At 56.1% G+C, this 26,714-nt stretch carries 27 protein-coding genes; 17 read left to right on the forward strand and 10 right to left on the reverse strand.

The genetic code is table 11. The features are described 5' to 3' along the window. The coding region (locus N0M98_RS26125; RefSeq protein ID WP_259619600.1) for a DNA polymerase III subunit alpha at nt 1–3,388 on the reverse strand (3,388 nt) is incomplete at its 3' end. A 167-nt stretch (nt 3,389–3,555) separates the two neighbouring features. On the opposite strand from N0M98_RS26125, the gene N0M98_RS26130 reads away from it, so the two are divergent. From N0M98_RS26130 to N0M98_RS26140, 3 genes are all read left to right on the forward strand, one after another. Further along, the gene (locus N0M98_RS26130; RefSeq protein ID WP_259619601.1) at nt 3,556–3,888 is read left to right on the forward strand and encodes a YtrH family sporulation protein; all 333 of its coding nucleotides are present in this window, start codon (nt 3,556–3,558) and stop codon (nt 3,886–3,888) included. After that, nucleotides 3,885–4,385, forward strand: coding sequence for a sporulation membrane protein YtrI (locus N0M98_RS26135; protein ID WP_259619602.1), 501 nt, complete (start codon nt 3,885–3,887; stop codon nt 4,383–4,385). The genes N0M98_RS26130 and N0M98_RS26135 overlap by 4 nt, the downstream gene beginning before the upstream one ends. 88 nt (nt 4,386–4,473) lie before the next feature. Beyond that, a complete protein-coding gene (locus tag N0M98_RS26140; RefSeq protein WP_259619603.1) occupies nt 4,474–4,761 on the forward strand; it encodes a YtpI family protein in 288 nt (95 codons plus the stop codon). A gap of 53 nt (nt 4,762–4,814) precedes the next feature. On the opposite strand, the gene N0M98_RS26145 is transcribed toward N0M98_RS26140, so the two are convergent. Beyond that, entirely contained in the window at nt 4,815–6,152 is a 1,338-nt protein-coding gene (locus N0M98_RS26145; protein ID WP_249865206.1) for a DRTGG domain-containing protein, read from the reverse strand. Nucleotides 6,153–6,262: 110 nt separating this feature from the next. On the opposite strand from N0M98_RS26145, the gene N0M98_RS26150 reads away from it, so the two are divergent. Beyond that, nucleotides 6,263–6,643, forward strand: a complete 381-nt coding sequence (locus N0M98_RS26150; RefSeq protein ID WP_249865207.1) for a hypothetical protein — start codon at nt 6,263–6,265, stop codon at nt 6,641–6,643. 354 nt (nt 6,644–6,997) lie between these two features. Here the strand turns inward: N0M98_RS26150 and N0M98_RS26155 are convergent, their stop codons facing one another. Then, entirely contained in the window at nt 6,998–7,276 is a 279-nt protein-coding gene (locus tag N0M98_RS26155) for a hypothetical protein (RefSeq protein WP_249865208.1), read from the reverse strand. Between the two features lie 181 nt (nt 7,277–7,457). Here N0M98_RS26155 and N0M98_RS26160 point away from each other — a divergent pair, with 181 nt between their 5' ends. Continuing rightward, nucleotides 7,458–8,732 carry a S8 family peptidase gene (locus N0M98_RS26160; protein WP_259619604.1) on the forward strand — a complete coding sequence of 425 codons (1,275 nt, stop codon included), beginning with the start codon at nt 7,458–7,460 and terminating at the stop codon, nt 8,730–8,732. A 153-nt stretch (nt 8,733–8,885) separates the two neighbouring features. On the opposite strand, the gene N0M98_RS26165 is transcribed toward N0M98_RS26160, so the two are convergent. Beyond that, nucleotides 8,886–9,974, reverse strand: a complete 1,089-nt coding sequence (locus N0M98_RS26165; RefSeq protein ID WP_259619605.1) for an acyltransferase — start codon at nt 9,972–9,974, stop codon at nt 8,886–8,888. 249 nt (nt 9,975–10,223) lie between these two features. Between N0M98_RS26165 and N0M98_RS26170 the strand changes: the two genes are divergently transcribed. From N0M98_RS26170 to def, 5 genes are all read left to right on the forward strand, one after another. Continuing rightward, complete coding sequence (locus N0M98_RS26170) at nt 10,224–11,006, forward strand: DeoR/GlpR family DNA-binding transcription regulator (RefSeq protein ID WP_259619606.1); 783 nt, start codon at nt 10,224–10,226, stop codon at nt 11,004–11,006. Next, the gene (locus N0M98_RS26175; protein ID WP_259619607.1) at nt 10,999–11,817 is read left to right on the forward strand and encodes an HAD family hydrolase; all 819 of its coding nucleotides are present in this window, start codon (nt 10,999–11,001) and stop codon (nt 11,815–11,817) included. The genes N0M98_RS26170 and N0M98_RS26175 overlap by 8 nt, the downstream gene beginning before the upstream one ends. Next, nucleotides 11,814–13,004 carry an MFS transporter gene (locus N0M98_RS26180; protein ID WP_249865213.1) on the forward strand — a complete coding sequence of 397 codons (1,191 nt, stop codon included), beginning with the start codon at nt 11,814–11,816 and terminating at the stop codon, nt 13,002–13,004. Before N0M98_RS26175 ends, N0M98_RS26180 begins: the two co-directional genes overlap by 4 nt. Nucleotides 13,005–13,221: 217 nt before the next feature. After that, the gene (locus N0M98_RS26185; protein WP_249865214.1) at nt 13,222–13,467 is read left to right on the forward strand and encodes a helix-turn-helix domain-containing protein; all 246 of its coding nucleotides are present in this window, start codon (nt 13,222–13,224) and stop codon (nt 13,465–13,467) included. A 6-nt stretch (nt 13,468–13,473) separates the two neighbouring features. Beyond that, complete coding sequence (gene def / locus N0M98_RS26190; RefSeq protein ID WP_259619608.1) at nt 13,474–13,989, forward strand: peptide deformylase; 516 nt, start codon at nt 13,474–13,476, stop codon at nt 13,987–13,989. Between the two features lie 173 nt (nt 13,990–14,162). Here the strand turns inward: def and N0M98_RS26195 are convergent, their stop codons facing one another. After that, on the reverse strand, nt 14,163–15,458 hold the full coding sequence (locus tag N0M98_RS26195; RefSeq protein ID WP_259619609.1) for a WD40/YVTN/BNR-like repeat-containing protein: 1,296 nt from the start codon (nt 15,456–15,458) through the stop codon (nt 14,163–14,165). Between the two features lie 334 nt (nt 15,459–15,792). Between N0M98_RS26195 and N0M98_RS26200 the strand changes: the two genes are divergently transcribed. The 5 genes from N0M98_RS26200 (at nt 15,793) to N0M98_RS26220 (ending at nt 22,286) form a co-directional block, all read left to right on the forward strand. Beyond that, entirely contained in the window at nt 15,793–17,166 is a 1,374-nt protein-coding gene (locus N0M98_RS26200; RefSeq protein ID WP_249865217.1) for a YheC/YheD family endospore coat-associated protein, read from the forward strand. 88 nt (nt 17,167–17,254) lie between these two features. Next, on the forward strand, nt 17,255–18,442 hold the full coding sequence (locus N0M98_RS26205; RefSeq protein WP_249865218.1) for a YheC/YheD family endospore coat-associated protein: 1,188 nt from the start codon (nt 17,255–17,257) through the stop codon (nt 18,440–18,442). A gap of 116 nt (nt 18,443–18,558) precedes the next feature. Next, entirely contained in the window at nt 18,559–19,926 is a 1,368-nt protein-coding gene (locus tag N0M98_RS26210) for a YheC/YheD family endospore coat-associated protein (RefSeq protein ID WP_259619610.1), read from the forward strand. Nucleotides 19,927–19,935: 9 nt separating this feature from the next. After that, the gene (locus N0M98_RS26215; RefSeq protein ID WP_249866269.1) at nt 19,936–21,126 is read left to right on the forward strand and encodes a YheC/YheD family endospore coat-associated protein; all 1,191 of its coding nucleotides are present in this window, start codon (nt 19,936–19,938) and stop codon (nt 21,124–21,126) included. A 14-nt stretch (nt 21,127–21,140) separates the two neighbouring features. Further along, nucleotides 21,141–22,286, forward strand: a complete 1,146-nt coding sequence (locus tag N0M98_RS26220; RefSeq protein ID WP_249865220.1) for a YheC/YheD family endospore coat-associated protein — start codon at nt 21,141–21,143, stop codon at nt 22,284–22,286. 131 nt (nt 22,287–22,417) lie between these two features. Here the strand turns inward: N0M98_RS26220 and N0M98_RS26225 are convergent, their stop codons facing one another. Further along, nucleotides 22,418–23,113, reverse strand: a complete 696-nt coding sequence (locus N0M98_RS26225) for an HAD family hydrolase (protein ID WP_249865221.1) — start codon at nt 23,111–23,113, stop codon at nt 22,418–22,420. A gap of 358 nt (nt 23,114–23,471) precedes the next feature. On the opposite strand from N0M98_RS26225, the gene N0M98_RS26230 reads away from it, so the two are divergent. Then, a complete protein-coding gene (locus N0M98_RS26230) occupies nt 23,472–23,639 on the forward strand; it encodes a hypothetical protein (protein WP_249865222.1) in 168 nt (55 codons plus the stop codon). A gap of 144 nt (nt 23,640–23,783) precedes the next feature. Continuing rightward, complete coding sequence (locus N0M98_RS26235; RefSeq protein WP_249865223.1) at nt 23,784–24,026, forward strand: hypothetical protein; 243 nt, start codon at nt 23,784–23,786, stop codon at nt 24,024–24,026. Between the two features lie 147 nt (nt 24,027–24,173). Here the strand turns inward: N0M98_RS26235 and N0M98_RS26240 are convergent, their stop codons facing one another. The 4 genes from N0M98_RS26240 to ytvI form a co-directional block, all read right to left on the reverse strand. Then, entirely contained in the window at nt 24,174–24,743 is a 570-nt protein-coding gene (locus tag N0M98_RS26240) for a manganese catalase family protein (RefSeq protein ID WP_249865224.1), read from the reverse strand. A 39-nt stretch (nt 24,744–24,782) separates the two neighbouring features. Continuing rightward, nucleotides 24,783–25,049 carry a spore coat protein CotJB gene (locus tag N0M98_RS26245; protein ID WP_249865225.1) on the reverse strand — a complete coding sequence of 89 codons (267 nt, stop codon included), beginning with the start codon at nt 25,047–25,049 and terminating at the stop codon, nt 24,783–24,785. Between the two features lie 24 nt (nt 25,050–25,073). Then, nucleotides 25,074–25,277: a spore coat associated protein CotJA gene (locus N0M98_RS26250; RefSeq protein WP_249865226.1), complete on the reverse strand. Its 204-nt coding sequence runs from the start codon at nt 25,275–25,277 to the stop codon at nt 25,074–25,076. A 373-nt stretch (nt 25,278–25,650) separates the two neighbouring features. Beyond that, the gene (ytvI, locus tag N0M98_RS26255; protein WP_249865227.1) at nt 25,651–26,697 is read right to left on the reverse strand and encodes a sporulation integral membrane protein YtvI; all 1,047 of its coding nucleotides are present in this window, start codon (nt 26,695–26,697) and stop codon (nt 25,651–25,653) included. Nucleotides 26,698–26,714: the final 17 nt, after the last annotated feature.

A 26,714-nucleotide genomic window follows, 5' to 3' on the forward strand; every position in this document is an offset into this window, starting at 1 on the left:
CGGTCGCGCGCGTTCCTGCGCCAGGCGCGCCCGGCTGCCGCGGCGCAGTCGGCTGCTGCGCGCGGCCGGCGATGGCGCCGCCTGCGGGCGCGCGGCGGGCCGCCTTGCTTCGCAGCTCGGGATCGCTCAGCGCGAACACCTGGTCCGCCAGCAGCTTGACGTCCTCGTCCCCCTGCTGCAGCTTCGCCTTGACAAGCAGCGGCTTGCCCTTCTGCACGAGCGGCGCGCAGTGCTTCCAAGCTTCCGGGAACAGCACGACTTCGACCTTGGCTACCCGGTCCTCCAGCTCCATGAAGGCCATAGGCTGGCCTTTCTTGGTGACGATCGTCTTGCTCGACAGCACCATCCCGGCCACGATCACCTCGCTGTGATCCGGCATTTCCGGAAGATAATGCAGCGGGTCGATCTCGATTTCGCGCAGCACCGTCTCGTAATCGTCGAGCGGGCTGCCGGAGATGTACAGACCGAGCAGCTCGCGCTCCAGCTCCAGCTGCTGGGTCATCGTGAACGGGCGAATGTCGGGATATTCGACCTCCCAGTTTACTTCCTCGACGAAGCCGAACAAGTGAAGCTGCAGATCGTCGCGCTCCTTGCGCCACTTGACGGCGGCTTCGATCGTTTCCTCCAGCATCGCCAGCTGCTGCGCGCGGTGCCCCGGCAGCGAGCCCGTCGCTCCGCCCTGGATGAGCGACTCTAGCACCCGCTTGTTGCATACCCTGAGATCGACTCTCCTGCACAAGTCGATCAGGCTCGTGTAAGCGCCCGCTTCCTTGGCGCGCTCGTTCATGATCGATTCGATCGCGTGCGTGCCGACGTTCTTCACCGCGGCAAGACCGAAGCGGATCGCTCCAAGGCGCTGCGCGCTCTCCGCCGCCGCATCCGAGCCTTCCTGCCCGGCGTCCTCCGCGGCTTGACCGCCTGCGCCGCCGGGCAGGACCGGCGTAAATACGACGCCGCTCTCGTTCACATCGGGCGGCAGCACAGGGATGCCCATGCGGCGGCATTCGTCGACGTACTCCGCCACCTTGTTGTGGCTGCCCATGACGGCGGTCAGCATCGACGCCATAAACTGCACCGGATAATGCGCCTTCAAATACGCCGTCTGGAAGGCCAGCACGCCGTACGCCGTCGCATGGGCGCGCGGGAAGCCGTAGTCGGCGAAGCGGACGATCATATCGTACACCTTGTTCGCCTCGGCTTCCGTGAAGCCCTGCGACAAGCTGCCCTTGACGAAATGGGCCCGCTCCTCGTCCAGCACCTCGCGCTTCTTCTTGCTGACCGCGCGCCGCAGCAAATCCGCTTCGCCGAGCCGGAAGCCGGCCATGACGGACGCGATCTGCATAATTTGCTCCTGATAGACGATAATGCCGTACGTATCCTTCAAGATCGGCTCCAGCACCGGATGCGGATATTCCACCTCGTGCAGCCCGTGCTTGCCTTGAATAAAGCGGGGAATAAACTCCATCGGCCCCGGGCGGTACAAGGCCACGACCGAGATGATATCCTCGAACTGCGTCGGCCGCAGCTCCTTCAGCACTCTTCTGCAGCCGGGAGACTCAAGCTGGAATACCCCCGTCGTATCGCCGCGGCAGAGCAGCTCGTACGTCGCCGGATCATCCATCGGCAGCTGCTGAAAGTCGATATCGTCTCCGGTCTGCTCCTTGACCCACTGCAGCGTCCGCTCGATGATCGATAAGGTGCGCAGGCCGAGGAAGTCCATCTTCAGCAGTCCGATCGACTCCAGATGCTCCATCGAATACTGCGTGAGCGCGGTCTGCTCGTTGCCCTCCTGCAGCGGCACGTACTGCGTCAGCGGCTCGCGGGAGATCACTACGCCCGCGGCATGGGTCGAGGCGTGGCGCGGCATGCCTTCGACCTTCATCGCCAGCCGCAGCAGCTCCGCGGTCTTCGGCTGCTTCGCCGCCAGCGCCTTCAGCTCCGGGTTCGCCTCGATCGCTTCGGCTAGCGTCATCCCGAGCTGATGAGGGATCATCTTGGCCGCGCGGTCCACTTCATTGTACGGCATGTTCAGCACCCGTCCGACGTCGCGCACCGCCGCCTTGGCCGCCATCGTCCCGAAGGTGATGATCTGGGCGACGCGGTCGCGGCCGTATTTGCCTACCACATAATCGATGACCTCGTCGCGCCTCACGTCGCTGAAATCGATATCGATATCCGGCATCGAAATCCGTTCCGGATTGAGAAACCTCTCGAACAGCAGACGGTAGCGGATCGGATCGACGTTCGTAATGCGCAGCACGTAGGCTACGAGACTGCCGGCCGAAGACCCCCGCCCGGGCCCTGTGACGATGCCCTTCTCATGGGCGAACCGGATGAAATCCCAGACGATCAGGAAATAGTCGGAGTAGCCCATCCGCTCGATGACGGACAGCTCGTAGACAAGACGCTCCTCGACCTTCTCCCTGTGCGCGGGGTCCTGCCACTCGGCTAGATGCCCATAGCGGCTCTCCAGCCCTTGGCGGCACAATTCGGCAAGATATTCTCCCGCCGTCCGTTCTTCGGGAATCGGCTCGAACTGCGGCAGAATCGAGCGGCCGAATTCGAGCTCCAGATTGCACCGTTTCGCCACGATCCGCGTATTTTCGATTGCCTGCGGCACATGCGCGAACAGCCGCTTCATCTCGTCGGCGCTTTTTAAGTAAAGCTGCGTGGACGGGAATTTCAGCCTCTCCGGATCGTCGACCGTCTTGCCCGTTCCGATGCACAGCAAAATATCCTGCACCTGGGCGTCCGGCTCGCGGACGTAGTGCACGTCGTTGGTGACGATAAGCGGAACGCCCGTATCCTCGCTCAGACGGAGCATGCTCTGCATCACTTTCTTTTGCTCCATCAGCCCGTGATCCTGCAATTCCAGGAAGAAGTCCTCCCCGAAAATATCCCGGTACCGGGCGGCCGCCTGCTTCGCTTCGTCGTATCTGCCGTGCAGCAGATGCTGCGACACCTCGCTGCCAAGGCAGGAGCTCGTACAGATCAGCCCTTCGGAATGGCGGGCGAGAAGCTGCGGATCGATTCTCGGCTTGTAATGGTACCCTTGCAAATGCCCGATCGAACACAGCTGCATCAGGTTGCGGTAGCCGGTCTCGTTCTTCGCCAGCAAAATCAAATGATAGATCGGCTGCTCCTGCCGCGTTCCCTTATCGCGGATAGAGCCTGCCGTGTAATACACCTCGCAGCCGATGATCGGCTTGATGCCGTGCTTCTTGCACGCTTTATAGAAAGGAATGGCGCCGTACATCACGCCATGATCCGTTAAGGCCAGTGCCTGCATGCCGAGGCCGGCCGCTTGTCCGACCAGATCGTCGATGCGCGCCGCGCCATCCAGCAGGCTGTATTCGCTGTGTACATGCAGATGGACGAAGTCACTCATCTGTGCCGCCTCCCTTGCGTTACGGCCCTATGGAAAGGCCGGGTAATCCAAATTGATGAAACCTAGTCAATTTTCTCTTTATTTTATCATAATACGAACACTTGTACCATATAGTAGACAAGTAAGGCTTGCTTATTAGCGGGTACGGAAAAAAGGAGGAATCGGTAGTGGTCAGCTTTATGACGAAATGCGTGATGGATTTCTTCATAGCGTTCGGGGTCGTGTTGGGGGGGACGATGCTCGGCGGGATTGCCGCCGTGCTTACGATGGAGCCGCCGACGACGCGGATGCTGCTTATCTCCGAGCAGATCAAAATATGGGCGCTGGTAGCGGCCGTAGGGGGCACTATCGACCCGCTCCGGTTTATCGAGAGCAACCTGGCCGAAGGCTTCATTTCGCCGGCGATTAAGCAAATCCTGCTGATCGTCTTCGCGTTCATCGGAGCCCAGTCCGGCACCGCGCTGATTCAATGGATATGCAAGGAGGGCGGCGTCCATTGAGAGTCCCTCCCTTCGAATATTATACCGGACTGCTCAAAGCGACCGGACTGCTCATAGCGGGGATAATTATCGGCAGCGCGCTGTTTATGAGCATCTACCACCAGCATTTGAACGACGCGCTGGTCGACAACCGCGAGTTGAAAGCCAAGATCGAGAAGCTCGAGCAGGACAACGACAGCTTCAAAAAAACGCGGAACCAGCAAAGCGTCATCAACTCGATCGACATCGTCGTCGAGCCGGGCGACCTGAATCCGCTGGACAAGGTGACCGAGCAGGAGATCGAACGGAGAGTCCGCAGCGATTTAAGCGTCATCAAAGGGCAAAAAATCGCCACCTTCGCCGAAACTCCGCATGTCTATCAGCGGCTGCTGTCGCAAAAAACGTATCACGGCATCCTCGACAAAGATTACACGGTCAGCTTGAAAACGATGCTGCTGATCCAAAACGAGCTGAGAGTCTGGGTCACCGCCAAAGAATTCAAGCGCAGCACCATGTAATCCCCGGATTTCGTTGCTTTTCTCCTTGAAAATCGGTAATCTTAGGTAAGATTGTACGATTTTCAAATTAAGGATGTGCCTAGTGCAAATGGAAACGACTCAGTTAATTTTGCCCGTTCTCATCGTCATCACGCTCGCAGTCTCGGTATTCTACAGCTTCCGCTCCCGCAGAAGCCAAGACCCGAAGCTGCGCGGACTGTACGCCTCGCGCATGAACATCGCCATGGGGCTGATGCTCATCGTCATCGCGATCACGCAGCTGTTCTTCTTCACCGACTCGAACACCCGCCGCATATTCGGAATCGTCTGCTTCCTGCTCGGCATGTTCAACCTGTTCGCCGGCCTGAGAAACCACAGCATTTACAGCAAGCAATAGACCGCCCCTTTGCATCTCCATGATGACGAAGCCGTCAAGCGAATTAATCTTCGCTAAGCCTGGTCGATGAATTGGGTCGTCAGCATCGCCTTGGCGACGAGCGTGTGGGCGTGAAAAATTTCGACTTCGATTTTGCCGAATTTGCGGCTGACTTCGATAATCTTCGGCACGATCTGGATCTCGCTGTCGATTTGTACCGGCTTAACGAAGTAAGAGGACATGTTGTCCATCACCAGATCGCCCTTCTTGACATCTTGAACGACATGATAAGCCGCCTGAATGACGAGGATCGTCAGCACCCCTTCGGACACGGTTCCGAGCTGATTGATCATCTGCGGACTGATCAGACCGCGGAACATGATCTGTCCCTCCTTGCTCCTCTCTTCGCTGAAGCCCGACCAGATCAAATCCTCGAACGTCTCTCCGTTCTGCGGCTGCCGCTGAATATGCTGCATCGCCTTCAATACGTCCTTGCGGCTGATGACGGCCATCACCTTGCGGTTCGCATCGACGATCGGCAGCAGCTCGATGCCCTCCCACACCATCATATGCGCCGCAGAGGCGACCGAAGTGCTCGGCGTAGCGGTGAGCGGATTGCGCGTCATCAGCTTGTCGATCGTCTGATCCGGCTCCGCTCCGATCAAATCTTTGGAAGTAATCATCCCGATGACCCGGTTCCATTCGTCCACTACCGGAAACCGGCCGTGTCCCGTTTCTTCGCGCAGCCGCTGCCAGTCCTTGAGCGTATGGTGGCTTTTTAGCACGTTTACCTGCATGGGCGCGCTGACGATATCCTCGATTAACAATATTTTTTTCTTAATGAGACGGTCGTAGATGGCCCGATTAATCATCGAGGCGACGGTAAACGTATCGTAGCTGCTGGATATAATAGGAAGCTCCAGCTGGTCGGCCAGCTTCATAACTTCCTCGCTCGTCGAGAAGCCGCCGGTAATAAGTACGCCCGCTCCTTGCTCCAGAGCGCAAGTATGCGCTTTGCTCCGATTGCCGACAATCAGCAGGCTTCCCGCGTCGATATAACGCAGCATCGCATCCTGCTGCATCGCTCCGATAACGAATTTGTTCAGCGTCTTATGCAGCCCTCCGCGCCCTCCCAGTACTTCGCCGTCCACGATATTGACGACCTCGGCAAACGTCAGCTTATCGATATTGTCGCGCAGCTTCTTCTCTACTCTCACCGTGCCGACGCGCTCTTTGGTGCTGACCAGCCCCAAATTGTCCGCTTCCTTGATCGCCCGGTATGCGGTGCCTTCGCTGACCTCCAGCTTTTCGGCTATTTTGCGTACGGAAATTTTCGTACCGATCTTCAAGCCTTCAATATATTTCAAAATCTGCTCATGCTTCGTCGCCGTTTCCTGCATCGTATGCTCCATCGCTGTTACACCCCGATCTTCTATTTCTGTATTAATCTGTATTATTCCCATTATAAACGCCTATGCCCGCAAAAAAAAGCCCAATTCCGCAAGAACCCGGAACTGGGCGAATGCATAGAATACCGTATATCGATTTGGAGGTGCCCGCCCCGATGTATAATCAGCCTGAGGCCGTTCAATTGCGGCCCGTGTATCAAATGCAACCGTCGGTCGCTCAAACGCTGCACAGCACGAAGGAACAAGTTAGAGGACTTTGCCGCCAATACCTGCATCATCCTGTAAGGGTGCAAACCGTTCACGGACATACTTACGACGGCGTTATTACGCATATCGACGCCTATCACGTGTACTTGCAAATGATGCCTGGAAACGTTCGCGTGGTGCAGGCCGACGCCCGCGGCTTTCTCAATCCGTTCTTCGGCGCCGGAGCTTACAACAATTTCATTTTGCCGCTGGTGCTGTACGAACTGCTCGTCATTTCCCTGCTGTAAGAAACGCGCGGCGCAGGAACGAGCGCCCCGATTATTGCCCCGCGGAAAGTGCCCGGCAAGAACAAATCCCCCAAAAGCCATCCATGCCGCTACGCGGCACCACAGACAATGGAAATGGGGTACCAAGAGTAATTTCCAGGGTAGTGACGTGATGCTCTGAAGCTTATTCCGTCCGCATCCAGCCTAAGCTGGATCGGCGTCTAACCCTTCCTCCGGGATCGTTCTATGGGTAGACTTTCCTTTCGGGGGAGACCCCGGATTTCCACAGGATATTGCTTCGCATCATTTCCTGAACAACAAAAAAGAAGAGCCGCTCCCTCATCACGGGGAATCGGCTCTCTCTCGTTGGACAAGTTATTTTTTGAACTGGAGCACTTTTCTTTTGCCCTGCACCATTTGCTCCAGCTGCCATTTCTTCATGCGTTTCACTTTGGCCGTCTCCTGCTTGCTCTCCTCGTCCACTCCGATCAGCTCGTGCAAATGCGCGGCGATAATCATCAGCGCGAATACGATCCACAAGACGCTGAACGCCGTCTGCAGCGTGGCTTCCGAGCTCATCGCCAGCCGAGGGACGGCATAGAACAGCATGCCCAGCGCCAAGCCCAAATAAATGATATTTTTGGTTCCTTTCAAACGTCAGCCCTCCTTAGCTTGCAACTTGTACGATACATTGTATGAGCCTCCCGCCCAAAATAGCACTTCAGCCGGACGCAATGCGCCGCGCCTGTCAAATTGGGCGAAGCCGCGCTTGTACGGCGATGGAGGGACGGGCTCCCTTTGCATATTTTGGAGGGATAAGGAGAGTGGTTGCGATTTGAAAAAGAACCGTCGTATGACGCATTCCCTGCACCGCGCAGCGCAGAAGTACGCCAAGGCGAAACGATTCGTTCCCGTGATCGTCGAGTTTTCCGGAGCCTCTCACAAAAAGCACGCCGGCCGGCTCATGAAGAAGCTGGGCGGCCGATGCCGCCATAAGGGCCATCTGTGGCTAATCCGGGGCTGGGCCGCCCGGGTAGCCCCATCCTGTCTGAAGACGATTTGCGCCCATAAGCAAGTCGCCAAAGTATATCTGGACCGGAAAAACCGGACCAAACTGAACATTGCTACACCGGCCGTCGGAAGCGCCGCGGTTCAAAAAAGCGGGGCCACCGGCAAAGGCGTCGGCATAGCGATTATCGATACCGGCGTCGCGCCGCGGCCGGATTTGACCAAGCCGGCGAATCGGATCGCCGCCTTTAAGGACTTCGTCAACGGCAGAACGAAGCCGTATGACGATAATGGCCACGGCACCCACGTATCCGGCGATGCGGCCGGAAACGGCTATTCCAGCAAAGGAAAATACAAAGGGACGGCGCCGGAAGCGCGCATTATCGGCGTCAAAGTGCTCGACCGCCAAGGCGTCGGCCTCGATTCGACCATTATCCGCGGCATCCAGTGGTGCGTCGCCAACCGGAAGCGCTACGGCATTCGGGTGCTCAATCTGTCTCTGGGGAAACCGGCGGAGGAAGCCTGTGCCGACGATCCGCTCTGCCGGGCCGTCGAGAAGGCGGTACAAGCGGGGCTCGTCGTCACGGCAGCCGCAGGCAATGACGGACCGCTCCCCGCTTCCGTCACCTCGCCGGGAACGAGCCCTTCGGCGATTACGGTAGGTGCCGTCGACGACCGGCGCACCGTGCGGCAAAGCGACGACCGGATCGCCGATTTCTCGGGGCGCGGGCCGGCGGCGGGCGGATTGAGTAAGCCCGACCTCGTAGCTCCGGGCGTGAATATCGTCTCCTTACGCGTCCCCGGCTCGGAGCTGGCCGAACTGTACCCGGCAAACCGCGTCGGATCGAATTATATCCGCCTATCCGGCACCAGCTTCTCGGCGCCGATTACGGCGGGCGCGATCGCCCAGCTGCTCCAGAAGCGTTCCGGACTTCGCCCCGCCTCGATCAAACGGCTGCTTCAGCGGCACGGCTTCAATCTGAAGCTGCCGACCAACACGCAAGGCTCGGGCGAGCTGAACGTCCGCTTCCTGGCCGGGAGAACGGGCGGCGTCGCCGTACAGACGCGAAGCGCCCGCAGGCGCCGCAGCAGCAGCCGTTAGCTGCTCCCGGAAATGTCGAACAAGCCCCGAATCCGTCTCGCGGCGGCTCGGGGCTTGTTCGTTTGGCGGGCAAGGCGGCTGGCCTTCCCGCAATTATTGCGGCCGGAGGGCCGTACAGGGCTCCATCCGGCAACGACATAACACTCGGCAGCCTTAAGCCGCGCTCTTGACCTGCTTCCTGGAAGAGGGCGGGCGCAGCCTGCGCATGGCCTGTCCGTACAAATAGGCGGCCAGCCACGGAACGCCGAGGCTGAGGACGAACGCCGTCAGCGTATACAGATGGTAATCGAGCATACGGCCGCTGCCGTTGTCGACATGCGTGCGCCAGTACGTCAGCACGGCCGGATGCATCAAATAAATGCCGAACGAGACCGCCCCGAGCGACAGCAGCATTTTGGACAGCGCAGGCAAGTACTTAAGCAGCAGCCGGCCGATCCAGATAAAGCTCATCGACGCAAACATCGGATACACGTTGAACACGAGCATATACGCCAAGCCTCCGAACTGTACGCCCTTCAGCTCCGCAAGCAGAAACATTCCCGCGTAGCTGCAGCCAAGCAGCACGCTCAAGGGCAGCACCCAGACGATATGCTTATTGATCCATCCGATAAAAGCTTCGTAGCGCATGCCCAAATAACCGCCCAGCGCAAACAGGCTGAAATACGTAACGCATAATGAGGCGCTGTGAGGCAGCGGCTCGATCCAATGTGAATAGAGATAGCCTCCTGCCTGAACAAGAATGCCGATGAGAAACAGACTGCGGCCGAACCACGCAAAAGCGCGGCTTAGCCAGACCATCAGAGGAAACAGCAAATAAAACTGCACGATGATGACCATAAAATATAAATGATAGGACGCATCGGCCCACGGCAGCAAATCGCCGAACTCCGCCCAGTCGAAATGCAAATTCGCGGGCGCGTAAATCCATTGGTTGTATACATAATAAAAAGCCGACCATATCAAATAAGGAAACAGTACCTGCTTAACCCGCTTCAAATAAAAGGTAACCGCCTTTTTGCCGCTCCAATCGTCGAAGTACCGGTAGAACAACACCAAGCCGCTTATAAAAATAAAGACGGGCACGGCAAAGTTGCTCAGCTTGTTGACGGCCAAATACAGCGCTTGCGAGCCGCTGCCGACAGGGATTTCGACGGTTGCCTCCGAGCTGTTGTGAATGATCAATACGGCCAAAATGGCAATTGCCCTGACAATATCCAGCTCCAATAATTTTGCTTTTTTCACAGCCAATCAAATCCAATCCTTCCATTCCGTCGCGATTCTTCATACGGACGAACGCGGCGGCAATAAGTGAAACGTACCTCATGCATTGTACCATAAATGATTCGCTATAAATTAAGCGAAAATCCAAAAACTTATTTTCACGTAAAATAACTTATAATCACTTAAATGTTATTGCCAATTTCACTTATATCCACTTATAATATTCATAAAAATGCTACATATTTTTTTCCGCAAGGAGGGTGTGCCCGTTTGTATCAGGAGGAAAGACTGATCGGCATTTTACAGCATTTAGAACAGTATCAGCGCATTAACCTCGACACGATATGCGAGCTGTTCGACGTCTCCAGAGATACCGCGCGCAGAGATATTATCAAGCTGGAAGAACAGGGAAGCATTCTGCGCACGCGCGGCGGCGCCATTCTGCCGACGTTAACGAATCAGGTCGCCAATTACAGCGACCGGCTGCGCGACGAAGCGACGATCCCGTCCAAACAGGCGATCGGCAGGCTGGCCGCCTCCCTTCTTCACGACGGCGATTACTTGCTGCTCGACGCTTCCACGACAGTCCAATACGCCGCGGAAAGCATCCGCACCCAGGGCCATGTCATCGTAACGAACTCCATCGACATCGCCGATATTCTAAACCGCAAGGAAGGCATCGACGTCCATCTGCTGGGCGGCAAGCTCCACCCGGAGCACAGGCTCATCTACGGCGCGCGGGCGTTGGATATGCTGAAGGATTATCATGTCCACAAGCTGCTGCTCGGCACCTGCGCCATTACGCCGGACGGCCTCACCAATCCGTACGAGGAGGAAGGCTATCTCGTCAGGGAAATGATGCGCCGGGCGGATCAGGTGATTCTGCTTGCGGACCGCACCAAATTCGGCAGGCGGCAGTTCAACCGGATATCGGGACTGGAACGAATCGATATTTTGATTACGGATCAGGAGCCCGATGAACAAATGAAGCAAGCTTTATATCGGCACGAAATCGATATTATGATCGCCAAAGGAGATGCTCCTCATGATTAAACTTATCGTAAGCGACCTGGACGGCACCCTGCTGCAAAAAGGCCATCATATTCACGATAGAGACCGTCAGGCCATCAACGAGGCGCTGGGCCGCGGCCTGGACGTCTGCTTCGCCTCCGGCCGCATGTACCCGGAAATCCGTCACGTCATGAACGAGCTCGGGCTGCAAGTGCATGCGGTCTCGCAAAACGGCGCTTATGTCCATACTTCGGAGGGCGAGAGGATCGTCGCCAATACGTTCGATACGGGGCTGATCCGCGAGCTCGCGATTGCGGCCGAAGGCTGGCCGCTCGTTACCGTCATGTGCGCTCCGGAGCATTATGTCTTGACCGAGCTTAACGAAAGCAATGCTCACATTCAAGCCAATTTGTTAGCCCCGCTGCATGTCATGCCTCATGCCGTTGAAGCGCTGGGCGGCGAGCTCTTGTGCGGCAAAATCACTTATCTCGGCGACATCGACCGGCTGCGAATGCTGCAGAAGCAGCTGCTTGACGTTTACGGAGAACGGATCGACGCTTACATCGCCGATGTCGATTGTCTGGACGTCATGCCGCGGCATGTTTCCAAAGGAACAGGGCTGCAGGCGCTGCTGAGCTATCTGAATCTGTCGCCCGAGGAGATGCTCTGCATCGGCGACTCCTTCAACGACGTCGCGATGTTCGCCGAAACTCCGCACAGCTTCGCCATCGCGGCAAGCCATCCCGACCTGAAGGCACGGGCCTCCCATGAAGCGCAAGGCGTAGCCGATGCGATCGCATGGGCGCTGCAGGCAAACGCCGAGCGGCTGTCCCGGAAGGACGGCGGAGCATGAACAAGCTGATTTGGATCGGCTGCTGCTTTTATTTGCTGATCGGCTTCACCTCCGTCGTCGCAGCGGCTCTGCTGCCGGAGCTGATGGCTCATTACGGCCGCGACTACGCCGACGGCGGCAATTTGATCTTCGCGCAATTTTCCGGATTTCTGCTCGGGGTCGTTACGCAGCCTTGGTGGTCCAAGCGCTTCGGGCGCATCCGCATGCTTTCTTTCACATTATATTTTATCGCGATCGGTTATTTGGCGATCGGTCTGCTTCCCCCTTGGCCGGTCGTACTGCTAACCTTGCCGCTCGTCGGCTTCGGCTCGGGGATGATCGAATCGACGGTAGGAGCTCTCATCATCGATGCGATCGAGGATAAAAAAGCGGTCGCCATGAGCCGGCTGGAAGTGTTTTTCGGAGCCGGAGCCCTGCTGATGCCCGTCTTGATCAGCCTTCTGATCGCCGTAGGCCGCTGGGAGCTTACCTTCTTCTTGACTTGTCTGTTCGCCGTCCTGCTGTCGCTGATTTGGCGGCGCTACAGCTCGGTCAACCGGCAGCTGCTTACAGCGGGCGGCGCTTCGCACGAGAGCGGATCGTCAACTGCCGCGACCGCTCCTTATAGAGGGAGTGGACTTACGATGCTGGTTTGCTGTATTGTCGTATTTTTCATCTACGTAGGTCTGGAAATGAGCATTGTCAACTTCCTGCCTTCGATTCTGCTTGAAACAATGAAAGTCGACACTGCCGTAGCTTCATTAAGCGTCAGCTTTTTTTGGGCGACGATGGTATTGGGGAGACTCGTCTGCGGCGTGCTGGCGGAGAAATACGGCTATACCCGCTATTTGCTCCTATGCTCGATCGCGACGGTGCTGACGCTGATCGGCTTCGCCGTATCGGACCGGCTTGCCGGAGCGTTCGTCATGATATTGCTGATCGGCTTGTTCATGTCCGGTTTATTCTCCATAACGCTCATATTCAGCAACTCCTTATTCCCCGGTCAGACGGAGCGGACGACAAGCAAATTGATCGCATCCAGCGGAATCGGGGGGGCCGCCTTTTCGTGGCTGACCGGACGATTTATGGAGCAGGCTCCGATCTCCTTCACCTTATGGTTTCTCGTCGCGCTGGGAACGCTGCTCGTTCTGATGCTGTTTGTCATCTCCCGGATGAAGCCGCGGCATTCCGTGCAGTATACATCTTAATTTAAGCACAACGCAGACTTCATTCAACGCTATGGACCGTTCTTTCGGTTCATAGCGTTGTTTGGCTATCGGCAAGACCAGGCAGGCTCGGGCGGCGCTTTACATTCGCCGCGCCGTCTGGTACTATAAGGAAACATTAGGCATTACCTAATATATTAAGCTATTAACTAATCTCCCTCATGAACCTATTGTGGAAGATAGAAGGGCAGGTGACATCATGCTTGTCTGGATGCTGCGCCAAGTTATGGCGGCAAGAGGCATATGGACGGGGGCCGCGCTCGCGCGTCTGCTGCAGGAGAAGGCGAATTATACGCTGTCTCCTCCTTCGATCAGCGCGCTGCTCACCGGTCAGCCGAGACAAATGAAGGCGGAGACGCTGGACGCCTTATGCACGGCGCTGGAATGTACGCCGAACGATCTGTGGGTGCATACCCCTACCAAACATGCGGCACAAGGAGGCTAAACGATTATGGCTGTCAAAACGATAGTTCCGTTCGGCGAATCGATTTTACGTAAGAAAGCGAAGCCCGTTACCGAGTTTAACGCAAAGCTGGAGAAGCTGCTGGACGATATGACCGATACGCTGTACGACGCCGGCGGCAGCGGGCTCGCCGCTCCGCAAATCGGCATCTTAAGAAGAGTCGTCGTGATGGATTGCGGCGAAGGTCTGATCGAGCTGATCAATCCCGAAATCATAGACATGGGCGGCGAACAGACCGGTCCGGAGGCCTGTCTGTCCTATCCGAACTACTCCGGCATTGTAAAGCGGGCGCAGCGCGTCTCGATCCGCGCCAAGGACCGCCGCGGCAATCCGTTCGAGCTGGAAGGCAAAGGCTACCTGGCCCGCTGCATCCAGCATGAAATCGATCATTTGAACGGCGTGCTGTTCGTCGATCACGTCCGGGATCATGTTCTGTACCATGACTATACGAAAGAGCGGGTTCCCCTGATCGACGTGCTTCGCCTAACGAATGAAGGCCTTTAATGAAGGCTGCTTTTCCCGAAGAATGCCGCTGCCTTCGGGCATTGCCGGGAATAAGGTTCATCGCAAAAAAACACAGTTTCCGTGCGGGCGCCCTTGCAAGCTCCCGACGTAAACTGTGTTTTTCCACATAGAGAGGTTTAAGTTATCCTCTTCAAGCCCTCCGTCCGCCTGCTTTAGGAAGCCGGCTTGCCGAAGGTATGAACGGCGTCCCACTTCTTGCCGCCGTCTTGCGTCCGGTACAGCACGGACGGCTTATCGTAGCCTCTAATGACGATCCAGCCCTGCTTGCCGTCGATAAAGGAAGCCTCCGCCTCAACGCCGGGCAGCTGCTGCTCCCCGTTCGTCCATGTAATTCCTCCGTCCTGCGTCCAACCGACGGTGACGGCGCCCATATCCGAGCAAGGAGGGCATACCCCGGTCAGGAAGGCGGTCTGCGGATTAACGACGATAAGCTGGCCCGGCTTCGTTCCCGGCCCTTTCGGTCCCGCCTGCTCGTTGATTTTGTAGCCCGGCGCGGGACCGCCGCCCGCCGTGGAGTTAGCGACGACCGGCTTCCAGCTCTTGCCCTCGTCCTTGCTGTGAAGCAGCGTATACGAGGTCTGGTTCATCCCGGTCTCGCCGACCAGCAAAACCCAGACGTCGCTGCTTTCCGTAGAACGGATCGTCGCCCCCGTCACTTGACTGACGGTAGCATGCGTCCATACCGGTTTCCACGTTTTGCCCCCGTCCTTCGTCAGCTGGATCTCGTAATTCGAGTCTTTCATCGTGACGGCCCAGCCCTGATCCTTCGTCAGGAAAAACGGTTCTCCTTTGGTGTTCGCCGGTATCGGCAAAGCGGTCCACGTCTTGCCTCCGTCAGCCGTATACTGATTGCCGCTGAAGCCCTCCTGCTCGGAGATGAACCGGATATCGGGACCGATGGGAGCCGCTTCCGCCACCGCGGACCAATGAGCCCCGCCGTCGCCGGTATGCAGCAGGCGGGCCTGGGCTCCGTCTTTACCGGCTTGCCCCGCTTCGCGGTTCGGGGACACATAAGCCCAGCCGACCTGGTTGTTCAAGAACGAGAATGATTGGGCGCTTCCTGCGCCCTGATACTGCGTCTCCCAGGTCTTCCCGCCGTCTTTGGTGTGAAGCACCGCACCCGGTCCTCCCGTCCATCCCTCTGTCGCGCTGACGAACTGCACGGAGCCGACGGCTACTTCGTTTGCTGCGGGCTCCGATGATTGAACTGGCTTGGATGGATCGGCCGGAGCGCCTCCCGAAGCGTCCGACGCTCCGTTTCCGCCGCTTGCAGCCGGCGGAGCGGACGATTCTTCCTGTTGGGCGGCCGGTTCTTGATCGGCCGATACCGCCGGGCTATCGTTTGCCGGCGTGTTGGCGGCTGCAGGCTGATGCTGACAGCCTGCAGCCAACGCCAGTATAAATACGGCGGCGAGAATAAGTAAACGCGAGCTTTTCATAAATGTCATGTTGCACACTCCTCTGCTAGTTTGTTTCTTTCCTTCTTCCTTCAACCTTGCATACGGCCGTTCATGCGGCGGCATTCGGCCGCTCGCCTAAAGCCGCATTAATATACTTGGCGGGTTTGCCCATACGTCTTTATGGGCGAGACGCTTCTCTCCTATTATTGACGAAACAAACAGAAAAATAGTTACAGCCGCAGCCTTTTTTAGCAATAGGAAGACAGAGCCCGCTTTGCCGCCGCATTTGCAGTTTCTTTTCACCAAGGTTAAAACGCCCTCATATGATGAAGTAGTTCACTTGATTAGTCATGCGAGTTGGCGCTGGGAAGGAGTTGCAAGAGTGAAAAGAACGAAGGTCAAAATCGTAGTTCCAAGTGCCGGCAAGAGCAGCAGCTTGGACGGTCGGACCATCATGCTCAGCGATGCATTGCTAAAAAGATGGAAAATCTCGACGCAAACACCGCTTACGCTGCGCTTCGGCTCGGCAAAGCATGAGGTCACGGTCGCATCCACGTCTCAAACCGGCGTCCTTCGGATCAACGACTCCATCGCAGCCGAATGGGGTCTGTCTCACGGCGACTCGTTGTGCCTGCAATACAAAGCGAGCACCCGAACCCTTCACATCGGGCCGTTAATCGGCGTTATGATAAGCCGTGTATATCCCGGAAACGTCGATAGACCGTTCGGCGCGATTACGGCGTTTTGCCGGGAATTGACCGATGCATGCAAGCTGTACGGCGCCTCTGTGTATTTCGTCACTCCGGATGATCTTAACGGTCAGAGCGATACGGTCAGAGGCTGGCACTATGCCGGCAAATGGGAGAAGCAGCCTTTTCCGGTTCCCCATGTCATTTACAATCGTCTGACCTCCCGAAAGCTGGAAAACCGCGCAAACGTCCAGCAGTTCATTCGTCATGCGAAAACGCAGTACCAGTCCGTGCTGTTTAACGAAAAATATTTGAACAAGACCGAGGTCTTCGATGCGTTAAACAAAGAAAACGGTCTCCATACGTATTTGCCGGAGTCCCATCTGCTGCAAAATTTTCAAATGTTAAAAACGATGTGCGCCAAATACCCGGTCGTGTTTCTCAAACCGATTACGGGCAGTCTCGGAAAAGGCATTATCCGCATCACCCGGCAAGCGGATCAAACCTATGTCTGTCACTTCACAAATCTAAGCAGCACCCGCAAGCAGTCGTTCGCCAAGCTGAGCCAATTGTTTGCCGCTATATCGAGGAAGATCAAGCAGCGGCGCTATCAGATTCAGCAGGGGCTCAGTCTGATCGCGGTCGGCGGGCGACCGGTCGATTTCCGCGCCCTAGTACAGCGCAACGAGGCCGGTCAATGGGGAATTACGTCCATTGTGGCGAGGATCGCCGGAAATCATCATTTTGTTTCCAACCTGGCGCGCGGCGGGAGTCTCTCCTCCGTGAAGGAGGCGCTTGCCAGATCGAGCTCGACGGCCGCCTCGGGCGGCGCAATTAAGCTGAGGAGAGCGGCGCTGGCGATAGCCAAGGGCGTCGAAGCGCAAATTCCTGCTCATTTCGCCGAGCTCGGCATCGATTTGGCTCTGGATACGCAAGGGCGCGTATGGCTGCTCGAAGTCAATTCCAAGCCGTCCAAGGATGACAACACCCCTTTGTCGACCGATCGGAAAATTCGTCCGTCCGTACGACGGATCGTACAGTATTCGCGCTTTGCCGCGAAATTTTGACTGATGTTGAGGTGATCTCATGATGATACCGTCGTCTTCCAGCGCACTGGGCATCATGACCACGCAAACCGAAGGGGAACCCCCTTTCATGAACCGCGATTTTTATCGAAAAATTTGTCTGATCGGCCAACAAGCCGGCCTGAACGTCTTCGTGTTTACGCCTCAAGGCGTGAGCGAAACCGACAACGTCGTCAAGGGATACGGCTTCGATGCCGAAGCGCGCCGGTGGATCGGCCGGAATTATGCGAGGCCCGACCTCGTATACGACCGCTGCTTCTTCACTTCGCGCAGGCAGGCCGCGGAATATCGCGAGGCTGTCCGCCGGCTGCGCAAGCCTCCGGCTGCCCTTTTTCTGGGTTATGGCCTACGGGGCAAATGGGACGTCCAGCATATGCTTGAGCGGGACGGCCGGTTCGTCTCCCATCTGCCGCAGACGGAGCCGATGCGCAGCGTGCGTTCGGCCGCCGAATGGCTGAAGCGGCACGGCGAGCTCGTGCTGAAGCCGCAGGCCGGCTCGCAAGGCCGCGGCGTGCTGCACGTGCGGCGCGGCGCGGCGGCCGCGCGGCCGGGCGTCGGCCCCGTCGCGCCCGAAGGAACGGCAAACGCCGAGCCGGCGTTTGCCGTACGCGGGCGCGACGCGCGCAACCGCCCGGTCGCGTGCAGCTTCGACAGCGCCGCGGCGCTGCTGCGCTGGCTGCGCCGGTTCACGGCGCAGCGGGACTATCTGCTGCAGCGTTACTTGCCGCTGCATAACCAAAACGGCGAGGCGTACGACGTGCGCTCGCTCGTGCAAAAGGACGGCACCGGCCGCTGGCAGGTGACCGGCATAGCCGTGCGCAAAGGTCAAGGCGGCAGCTTGACCTCGAATCTTCACGGCGGCGGCAGCGCGGAGCCGGCGCTGCCGTTCCTTACCGCCCAGTTCGGCGCCGAGACGGCCGCCCGGATCGCCGCCGAGCTAGAGCGCCTTTCGCGGCTGCTCCCCGCAGCGCTTGAGCAAAGCCACGGAAGGCTCGCCGAGCTGGGCATCGACTTTGGAGTCGATACCGGCGGCCATATATGGATCTTGGAGGTTAATTCCAAGCCGGGCCGTTCCATCTTTACTTATTTACACGATGACCGGGCGCGGTTTAACGCTCTGGCCAATCCGATAAAATACGCTCGCTACCTGCTTCGGAACACTCGGGCAGGAACGCCGAATCTCAGCTTAAGACCCGCTCCCGCGGCGGCCAAATCCCATCATGGCCCGCCGGACCATGAAGCATTGCTTATGAAGTAAGCTTCACCTTAGGAAAGCTCTTAAACCGCTCGCTTACGAAGACAGCTTTCCTGCGGAAAGCTCGGCAGTTGCTTACGAAGAAAGCTTTCCTGCGGAAAGCTCTTAGGAGGATACCCATGAGTTTGACAACTTGCACGATTCATGTGACACAGAGACAGGAAAGAGTCATCTACTTGACAAGTGAATTGGCGAGAACCCTCAAGCTGGCAAAAGCAAAATCCGTGTCCCTGCAAATGGGCAGCAAAACCGCCTCCACAGGCTTCAAGCTGCTGAAAAAAACGGGCAACCATCTGTACGTTCCGCTGTCCGTCATGTCCCAGCTGCGCATTCCGCATTTGGGCTCATGCACCATCATGTGCACGAACGGCAAGGACATTAGGCTGGGTCCGTTGATCGGCATTTTGACCAGCGTCTCATCAAGCGGCTCCGCCCCATTCGGCTCGCGTACCGAGTTCATTCGCCAATTTATGAAGGTCGGAACCGGCAAATCGTTTTATTTCGGCTTCTCGCCCCGCGACGTTAATTGGGCGCAGTCTACGGTGACCGGCACCTTTCCGCGCAAGGAAGGCGGCTGGTTCCGCAAGACGGTTCCTCTGCCCGATGTCGTCTATAACCGTTTGCCAAGCCGCAAGGCCGAGAAGCTGCCTTCCATGAACGCATTCAAACAGCGTTTCATTAAACGCGGCATTCCGCTGTTCAACTGGGCCTTTTTCGATAAATGGGATATTTACAATTTGCTCGAAGGCACCGACGCTTTCAAGCACGTGCCCGAATCGCATATCAATCCGTCCTCGGCCCAAATCAAGGAAATGCTCGAAAGGCATAAATTCATTTATTTGAAGCCGACCGGCGGCAGTCTCGGCATCGGGATTTACCGGCTCACCTACAAACCTAAGCGCGGTTATTACGCCCGCTTTCGCCGGGCCGGCAAAAACGTGCTGCTGCGCTTCAGCAAATTCGAGTCGCTTATGGCGCTCTTGAACCGCAGCAACGGCCGATTGAATCATTACGTTGCGCAGCAGGGAATCCGGTTGATCGAAATCGACAATTGCCCGATTGACTTCCGCTTTCATCTTACCAAAAACATCAACAATCAATGGGTCGTGGCAGGAATCGGCGCCAAGAAGGCCGGCAAGGGCAGCGTAACTACCCATGTGCGCACCGGCGGACAGCTGATGACCCCGGACCAGGTGCTGCGGCAAATATTCGGGGCCCGCGCCGACCAAGTGCTGGCGAGCGCCAAAGATACGGCGATTAAGCTCGCGGAATCCATCGAAAACAACGGCAAGCATACGCTGGGCGAGCTCGGCTTCGATATCGGTATCGATCAGAACGAAAAAATATGGATGTTCGAAGCGAACTCCAAGCCGGGCCGGTCCATCTTCAAGCATCCTGCCCTAAAAGGAGAAGGTAAGGCAGCGCTGCAGTATATTTACGACTACTGTCTGTACCTTAGCCGATTTCGCGCAAGGAGGGACACCTGAGTGGATGACATGGAGCTTCATGAAACTCCCAAAAAGCCAACGATGGCCATACTCACTTATTCCGACGACAAAAGGGTTTTTCGAGGGAATCAGGAAAATTTTATCGATTTGATCCGTACCGGCGAGGAAAAGGGCGTTCTCGTCTACGTGATGACAACGTCGGATTTCAAGCTGACGGGCGACAAGGCGGTAGGTTACTCTTACAACTTCACTTCGAAAAAATGGAAGAAGGGGCTGCTCCCCATGCCCCATGTCATCTATAACCGGATTCCTTACCGCAAATTCGAGCTGCTTCCCGAGGTGCAGCAGGTGATGCAAACATGCATGAAGCACGGACAAATCCGTTTTTTCAACCCCGCCTTCTTTAATAAATGGACGCTGTTCGAGTGGCTTAACAAATCCAAGGACACACAATCGCTCATCCCCACTACGCAGAAGCTGACGAACAGCGAGGACCTGGAGCATATGCTGCAAAAGCACAGCAATCTGTACCTGAAACCGATTCGCGGCAAGGCGGGCAAAGGGATCATGAAAGTAAGCCGGCTGCCCGAGAAAATAGCCAAAACGCGCAAATACCAGCTGAGTGTGCAAAACAAAACGAGAAGCCATATATCCCGGTACGCCTCGGTTCCGCAGCTGTGGACGCAAATTCGCGAGATGATCGGCACGAAGGATTATATTATGCAGCAGGGCATTACGCTCGCCAGCTACAAGCAGCGTCCGTTCGACCTGCGAGTGCTCGTGCAAAAAAACGGCAAAGGCATTTGGAGCATTGCGGGAGTCGGAGCAAGACTCGCCGGCAAGCTGAGCATTACGACGCATGTGCCGAGAGGCGGGTCCATCGACGACCCCGCCAAGCTGCTGGAAGCGGGCTTCGGCCCCGCGGGCAGCAAGCGGATTTTGCGGCGCGCCAAACAATCGGCGCTGATGATCGCCAAGCAAATCGAGAAGGCGAGCGAAACGATGCTGGGTGAAATGTCGATGGATTTGGGCGTAGATTCGAACGGGCAAATCTGGTTTTTTGAAGCGAACTCGAAACCTATGAAATTCGACGAACCCCCTATTCGCCGTAAATCGCTGGATAATCTGATCCTGTACAGCGCCTATTTGTCCCAGATGAAGAAAAATCCAGGCAGGTCTATAGCACGAGCGGGAAAAAAGAGAAAACCATCAAAAACTCCAAGCCAAAAAGCAAGGTGAGCAGGTGATGAACAGTGGCCCATTCTTACCAATTAGGCATCCTGGCCATGTATTTGTCGGAACGGCGGCTTGAGGAGCTCGCTTTTTTCCGCAAGCTCAGCGTGTACGGCCATAAGCTGGGGATCGAGGTGCTCGTGTTCACCCCGGATGATATCGAGGGCTCCACTCTCAAGATCAATGCTCTCGTCTACAGGCCGTCCAACGGCAGATGGCAGCGCAAGCGGACCGCGCTTCCGGGCTTGGTGTACGATCGCTGCAGGTATCACGGGGCGGACAATTACCGCAAGATTTCCCGGTTTCGCTCGCTGTACTCCAAGCATATCCGGTATTTAAGCAAGCCGCTGACCAACAAATGGGGGATGCATCAAATCTTGTCGGAAAATTCGGAAATTGCGGAGCATTTGCCTGCAACGGTCCGCTACAACGGCAACAAGCATCTGATCCGCTTTCTCAAAAAGCATAAGCGTATATATTTGAAACCCAGCAGCGGCACGGGAGGACGCGGGATCGTCCGCATGCAGCAGCTTGGCAGCTCCAGCTTCCTTATCCAAGGACGCGACCAGAACAGGCACATTATTCCGGAGCAGACCGTAAGCGAGCTCCAGATCGAAACAAAGCTCAGTACCTGGAAACTGAACAACCGATATATCGTTCAACAGGGCATCCCGCTGACGCTGAAGAACGGCCGGGTGCACGACTTCCGCATGCTGGTGCAGAAGGACGGCAACGGCGAGTGGCAGGTGACAGGCTGCGCCGGCAGAATCGGCCCCAAGCGTTCCGTCACCTCGAATCTTCATGGCGGGGGAACGGCCGTTCCGATGATTTCGCTGCTCCGAAGCCGGTTTCAGGATGAAGCCGTAATCGAGGGAATCAAGGAAGACGCCTACCGGCTCGGCATGAAGGTAGCCCGGTTCGCAGAGGAAAAATTCGGTCCGCAGTGTGAAATGGGAATCGATCTGGCTATCGATCCCAAAGGCAAGGTCTGGCTGCTGGAAGTGAACCCCAAGCCGTCGCGCGAAGTGTTCTACCGCATCGGAGAGCGGGAAGCTTACCGCAAGGCCATTTCCAATCCTCTCGAATACGCCATCTGGCTGCTGAAAAAAAGATCGAGAGAGCATACCTCAAGACTGGATGCGCGGAAAAATAATCTGCCGGAATGACAACAGCTCCCTTCTACGATCCATATTTTCCAATGTGTTAAGAAAAAAAGAGGGAAGCGGCTCCCCGCTTCCCCTTACATATAAACGGCGAACGCGGACCGGCGTTGATCCCCGGTCCGCGTTCGCGCGTCTTATTCGTTTGCTTTGTCCGCTTCCTTCGGCAGCAGCTCCAAGAGCTCGCTGAACCGGCCGATCCTTACATCGGCGCCGTCCAGCTCGCCTTCCTTGCGGAATCCGGCGTAATCGCAGCCGATTACGGCCAGACCGTTCTCGCGCCCCGCCTCTACGTCCGAGGAGCGGTCGCCGACCATCCAAGCCGATTGAACGCCGTAGGTTTCGAGCAGCATCCTCACAAGGTCCACCTTCGAGCGCGTCCGGAATTCGCCTGCGCTGTACAGTCCTTCGAACAACGGGCTTAAGCCTTTATGTTCGATAACTCCCTTGACGTAAGGCTCCAGGCCATTGCTCGCTACAAACAGACGGATGCCCCGGTCGCGCAAAGCTTTCAGCGTCGCTTCCACCTCGTCATACATCCGGCCTTCGCCGCGTTCCAGTCCTTGGACTTGATGATCGAGCAGCAGTACGTCGGCGCGGCGGTGCACCTGCTCGTCCACACCCGGCATTACCCTCTGCCAAATATGTTCAAGCAGCATTCCGAGGCCGCCCAGAATCTCGCTCTCCGGGGGAGTCTCCCCTGTGTATGAGCCCTCGGCTCTAAGCTGATCGAACGTAGCGTGGTAAGCCGGCAGCAGCAGCGTTTCCGTCTGAAACAGCGTACCGTCCAAGTCAAACAGCATGGCTTCCGGTTTTTGCAAAGTTGGATGCATGAATGTCCCCTCCGAATCTTCTCTATTCTTCATCTATACAAGCATGATTTCAGCATGATGTCAAATCGATGAAAGCCAAGAATTGCGGATCATCCGGTATCCGGCTTTCACAAGGGCAAGCCTCCCTCCGTTTTTCGCCGCCATAGCGGGATTCATAGTGGGAATACTCGGCTTTTGTCCGCTGCGGCCCGTCCCATCTAATAAAGCTTGGAATACCCGTTGATCATTCGTTTTTCGATATGGATGAAACGGTCAAGAAGCCATACATATGTATGGAATTTGCTTTTCATTTCAACAAAATCCCATCAGATTGCGAGTGATGCAAATGGTGAAATTTTGTGCAAAGTGTAATGAAAAGATGAGTGAAGGAGACATTCTATGTAAGTACTGCGGCACTTTCCTAACTTCGGGCGAACCGTCCGCCGCAGCTGTCCAAGAAGCTCCGCAATCCAAGACAGGCCGCATCGTTCTCATTATCGTTATTATTCTTGTCATCGCCGGCCTCTTGGTTTACTTCCTGCGGTAGTGTTTCAAGAAGAGGAGCGGCTCCCGCAGGCGGGCCGCTCTTTTTCTTTGAAGCGTTCAGCCCAATTATGAATGGGCAAGTATCCCGGCTCCTTTTTTGCGCATACATTGAAAGTATCAGCATACAGAAAAGGAGCAATCGCAAATGGCTTATTATCCTTATGTTACCCTGCCGGTTCCGCAGGTGGTTCCGGTCCCTTATTCCATTTACACTCCATGGATTTATCCTTACGGAGGCTGGCAGGGCGGTTGGTACGGCGGTCCCGGCTGGCAGGGCGGCCACGGTTGGTATGGAGGCTGGCACGGCGGCTGGCATGGCGGTCACGGCGGTTGGCACGGAGGTCACGGACACGGTGGCTGGCACGGACACCGCTCCAAATCCAAATAATCCGCCCTTGTCCGACGCCAAGAAGCATTCCATTCTCGCTTGGCCCCAAGCGTTAACGGAATGCTTCTTTTTCTCGCTCTATAAACGTGGGCAATTGGCAAAACCATAGCGCTGAAATCCTCCACGCAATGAATGAACCGTATAATGTTAAAAAAACTTTTTCGCGCATTGCTCCGATTTGAGGATTTCCACCGCCTCGCGAAACCTTAGCGAATGGACGATTTCCCGTTCGCGCAAAAACTTCAGACTGTCCTGCAAATCGCAGTCGTCGGTCATATCGATGAGCCACTGATAAGTAGCGCGCGCCTTCTCCTCCGCCGCAATATCCTCGTACAAGTCCGCGATCGGGTCGCCCTTCGCCTGTATGTAGGCCGCCGTCCAAGGGACGCCCGACGCGTTCTCGTAAAACAAGGCTTTATCGTGGCTTACGTAATGGGGATCTAGTCCCGCCGCTTGGATCTGCTCCGTGGACAAATCCTTAGTCAGCTTGTAAACCATTGTGGCGATCATTTCCAGGTGGGCAAATTCCTCAGTGGAAATATCTGTAAGTAGCCCAATCACTTTATCCGGGATCGTATACCGCTGATTCATATAACGAAGCGCTGCGGCCAGCTCGCCGTCCGCTCCCCCGTACTGTTCCAACAACAGCTTAGCCATACGAGGATCGCATTTGCCGACCCTGACCGGGTATTGCAACTTCTTCTCATAAACCCACATGCCGCTGCTCCTCTCCCTTCGGTGATGAACGTTCGCTGATCAAACCTGCCACGGCCAAGGCGTGTCGTTCCACTGCCACGGATACCGGGAATAGCTTCGCCCGAAGCTTTGCAGAGGGCCGAATTCCATTTCAAATTGCTGGGCAAGCCGCATTCGTTCGCTGGCGCAGTGATTGTACTGATTGAGCGCATTTCCGTCCAGAGGATGCGTATCCAGATACAGCGTTAATTCCACCAGCACGAAATCGATGGCCTGCAGCTCCTGCAGCAGCACATAATAGCGCTCCGGCACTTGTCTCTCCTCCATACAGACTCTCCTCCTTTCGCAGGACTAGCAGCGCGGCTGATACGGGCTATACAGCGCAGGCCACAGCGTTCCCCGTCTTAAAGCCTCCTGGGGCGGCCATTGCGGCCAATTCGGCGGCTGGAACGTAATGTACAATTGAGGCGGGGTCGAAAATACCTTTTTAACAATCGGCGGACAAGGATCAAACGGGCTAATGTACGGACACCATACCTTTTCCTGAGTAAACACAGCGATGCCTCCTTTAAGGGAAACGCGTCCTGTCGACGGTTTTTCCAAGATGCGGTAGTCTGCGCGTGCCGACAATGAATGTCTTGCTCCGAACCTCCACCCCCCGTTCCCGACGCTGCGACTACGGCTACCAATATTTATACATTGCAGCCCTGTCCATTATGAGTATAAAATGGGAACAAATTCTTGGATCGCCTTAAACGGCGAGAAAAATAAGTTGTTCTTCAGCAGAATAGAAAGCGTTTACATTTTGGCAAAAGGAAAAGAACCGCGTCGATTGCCGAACCTCCAACGAATCGGGAAGCATCCGGCCGTTGGGGCCGCTTCATCCGCGGTTTCTCCCCTTCCATCAAACGCAGTTATTCCATCAAGCTTAATCCAGCTTAATATTGATCTGCAGCAGCCCTACCCGGCGCAGCGCCTGGTACACGATAATTAATACCGGGCCGAATATCAAGCCGATCACTCCGATCAGCTTGAACCCGACATACATGCTCATCAGCGCGGCCAAAGCGTTGATGCCAACGGCGTCCCCGATAATTTTCGGTTCGATCAGCTTGCGGAAGATCATAATGAACACCAGCAGAATGAGCAGTCCGACCGCCAGGTGCATATTGCCGGTCAGCAGGCTGTATAATGCCCAAGGCACGAGCACCGCGCTGGTCCCGAGTATCGGGAGAATATCGACGATAACGATCAAGAGGGCGACAGCCAGCGGGTAATCGACCCGCAGGAAGAGCAGCCCGATCAGCGTCACGATGTAGGTCAGCAGACTGATAAGCACTTGCGCGAAAATAAATCCGAGCACCGCGCGGCGCAAATCTTTTAATACGGCGGTCACCTTGCTCTGGGACTTGGTTTCGAACAAATTAAGCAGCGAGCGGTAAAGCCTCGGGAGGCTGATCGAGATAAGATAAAGTCCGATGATGAAAACGACGAAGAAAATGAACAGATTCGGGATCGTTTTGGCGGCATTCAGGAAATAGGAGGACATCGCCGTCAATATCCCTTTCAGGTTATCGGCAATCGTATTGATCCCCGACTCGATCCAGTCCTGCAATTGCTCCGCGATTCCTTCCGGCAGGGAGTTGTAGAACAGGCGCGTCTTTTCCGTCGTATTATCGAAAAATAGTTTCGCATCGTTCAAATAGTCCGGAGCCCCTTTCCAAAATTGGATCAGCTCCGACACCATTTTAAACCCGACCAAGGAGAAAAAACCAAGCAGCGCTCCCGTAAACAATGTGCATACGATAACGGCCGCGACTGCCCTGTCCATCTTGCTCAGCTTGATGAGCCATTGAACGACCGGCTCAAGAAAGATCGCAACCAGCATCGCCAGCAAAAACGGAAATCCGATCGTGAACAAACCATATAACAATACGACGCCGATAGCGCAAAACAATATGGTTCTGAGCGACATATTCGGGCGGTTCCCCT

The organism is Paenibacillus doosanensis (genome assembly GCF_025060755.1).
Lineage (GTDB): Bacteria > Bacillota > Bacilli > Paenibacillales > NBRC-103111 > Paenibacillus_S > Paenibacillus_S doosanensis.

Excerpts from the sequence above, each read along its gene's own strand:
- N0M98_RS26230 (WP_249865222.1), top strand. The coding sequence starts at position 23,472 with ATGAGTGAAGGAGACATTCTATGTAAGTACTGCGGCACTTTCCTAACT.
- N0M98_RS26215 (WP_249866269.1), top strand. The coding sequence starts at position 19,936 with ATGGAGCTTCATGAAACTCCCAAAAAGCCAACGATGGCCATACTCACT.
- N0M98_RS26145 (WP_249865206.1), bottom strand. The coding sequence starts at position 6,152 with ATGGAGCATACGATGCAGGAAACGGCGACGAAGCATGAGCAGATTTTG.
- N0M98_RS26240 (WP_249865224.1), bottom strand. The coding sequence starts at position 24,743 with ATGTGGGTTTATGAGAAGAAGTTGCAATACCCGGTCAGGGTCGGCAAA.
- ytvI (WP_249865227.1), bottom strand. The coding sequence starts at position 26,697 with ATGTCGCTCAGAACCATATTGTTTTGCGCTATCGGCGTCGTATTGTTA.
- N0M98_RS26140 (WP_259619603.1), top strand. The coding sequence starts at position 4,474 with ATGGAAACGACTCAGTTAATTTTGCCCGTTCTCATCGTCATCACGCTC.
- N0M98_RS26210 (WP_259619610.1), top strand. The coding sequence starts at position 18,559 with ATGAGTTTGACAACTTGCACGATTCATGTGACACAGAGACAGGAAAGA.
- N0M98_RS26205 (WP_249865218.1), top strand. The coding sequence starts at position 17,255 with ATGAACCGCGATTTTTATCGAAAAATTTGTCTGATCGGCCAACAAGCC.
- N0M98_RS26185 (WP_249865214.1), top strand. The coding sequence starts at position 13,222 with ATGCTTGTCTGGATGCTGCGCCAAGTTATGGCGGCAAGAGGCATATGG.
- N0M98_RS26180 (WP_249865213.1), top strand. The coding sequence starts at position 11,814 with ATGAACAAGCTGATTTGGATCGGCTGCTGCTTTTATTTGCTGATCGGC.
- def (WP_259619608.1), top strand. The coding sequence starts at position 13,474 with ATGGCTGTCAAAACGATAGTTCCGTTCGGCGAATCGATTTTACGTAAG.
- N0M98_RS26195 (WP_259619609.1), bottom strand. The coding sequence starts at position 15,458 with ATGACATTTATGAAAAGCTCGCGTTTACTTATTCTCGCCGCCGTATTT.
- N0M98_RS26235 (WP_249865223.1), top strand. The coding sequence starts at position 23,784 with ATGGCTTATTATCCTTATGTTACCCTGCCGGTTCCGCAGGTGGTTCCG.
- N0M98_RS26175 (WP_259619607.1), top strand. The coding sequence starts at position 10,999 with ATGATTAAACTTATCGTAAGCGACCTGGACGGCACCCTGCTGCAAAAA.
- N0M98_RS26150 (WP_249865207.1), top strand. The coding sequence starts at position 6,263 with ATGCATAGAATACCGTATATCGATTTGGAGGTGCCCGCCCCGATGTAT.
- N0M98_RS26225 (WP_249865221.1), bottom strand. The coding sequence starts at position 23,113 with ATGCATCCAACTTTGCAAAAACCGGAAGCCATGCTGTTTGACTTGGAC.
- N0M98_RS26245 (WP_249865225.1), bottom strand. The coding sequence starts at position 25,049 with ATGGAGGAGAGACAAGTGCCGGAGCGCTATTATGTGCTGCTGCAGGAG.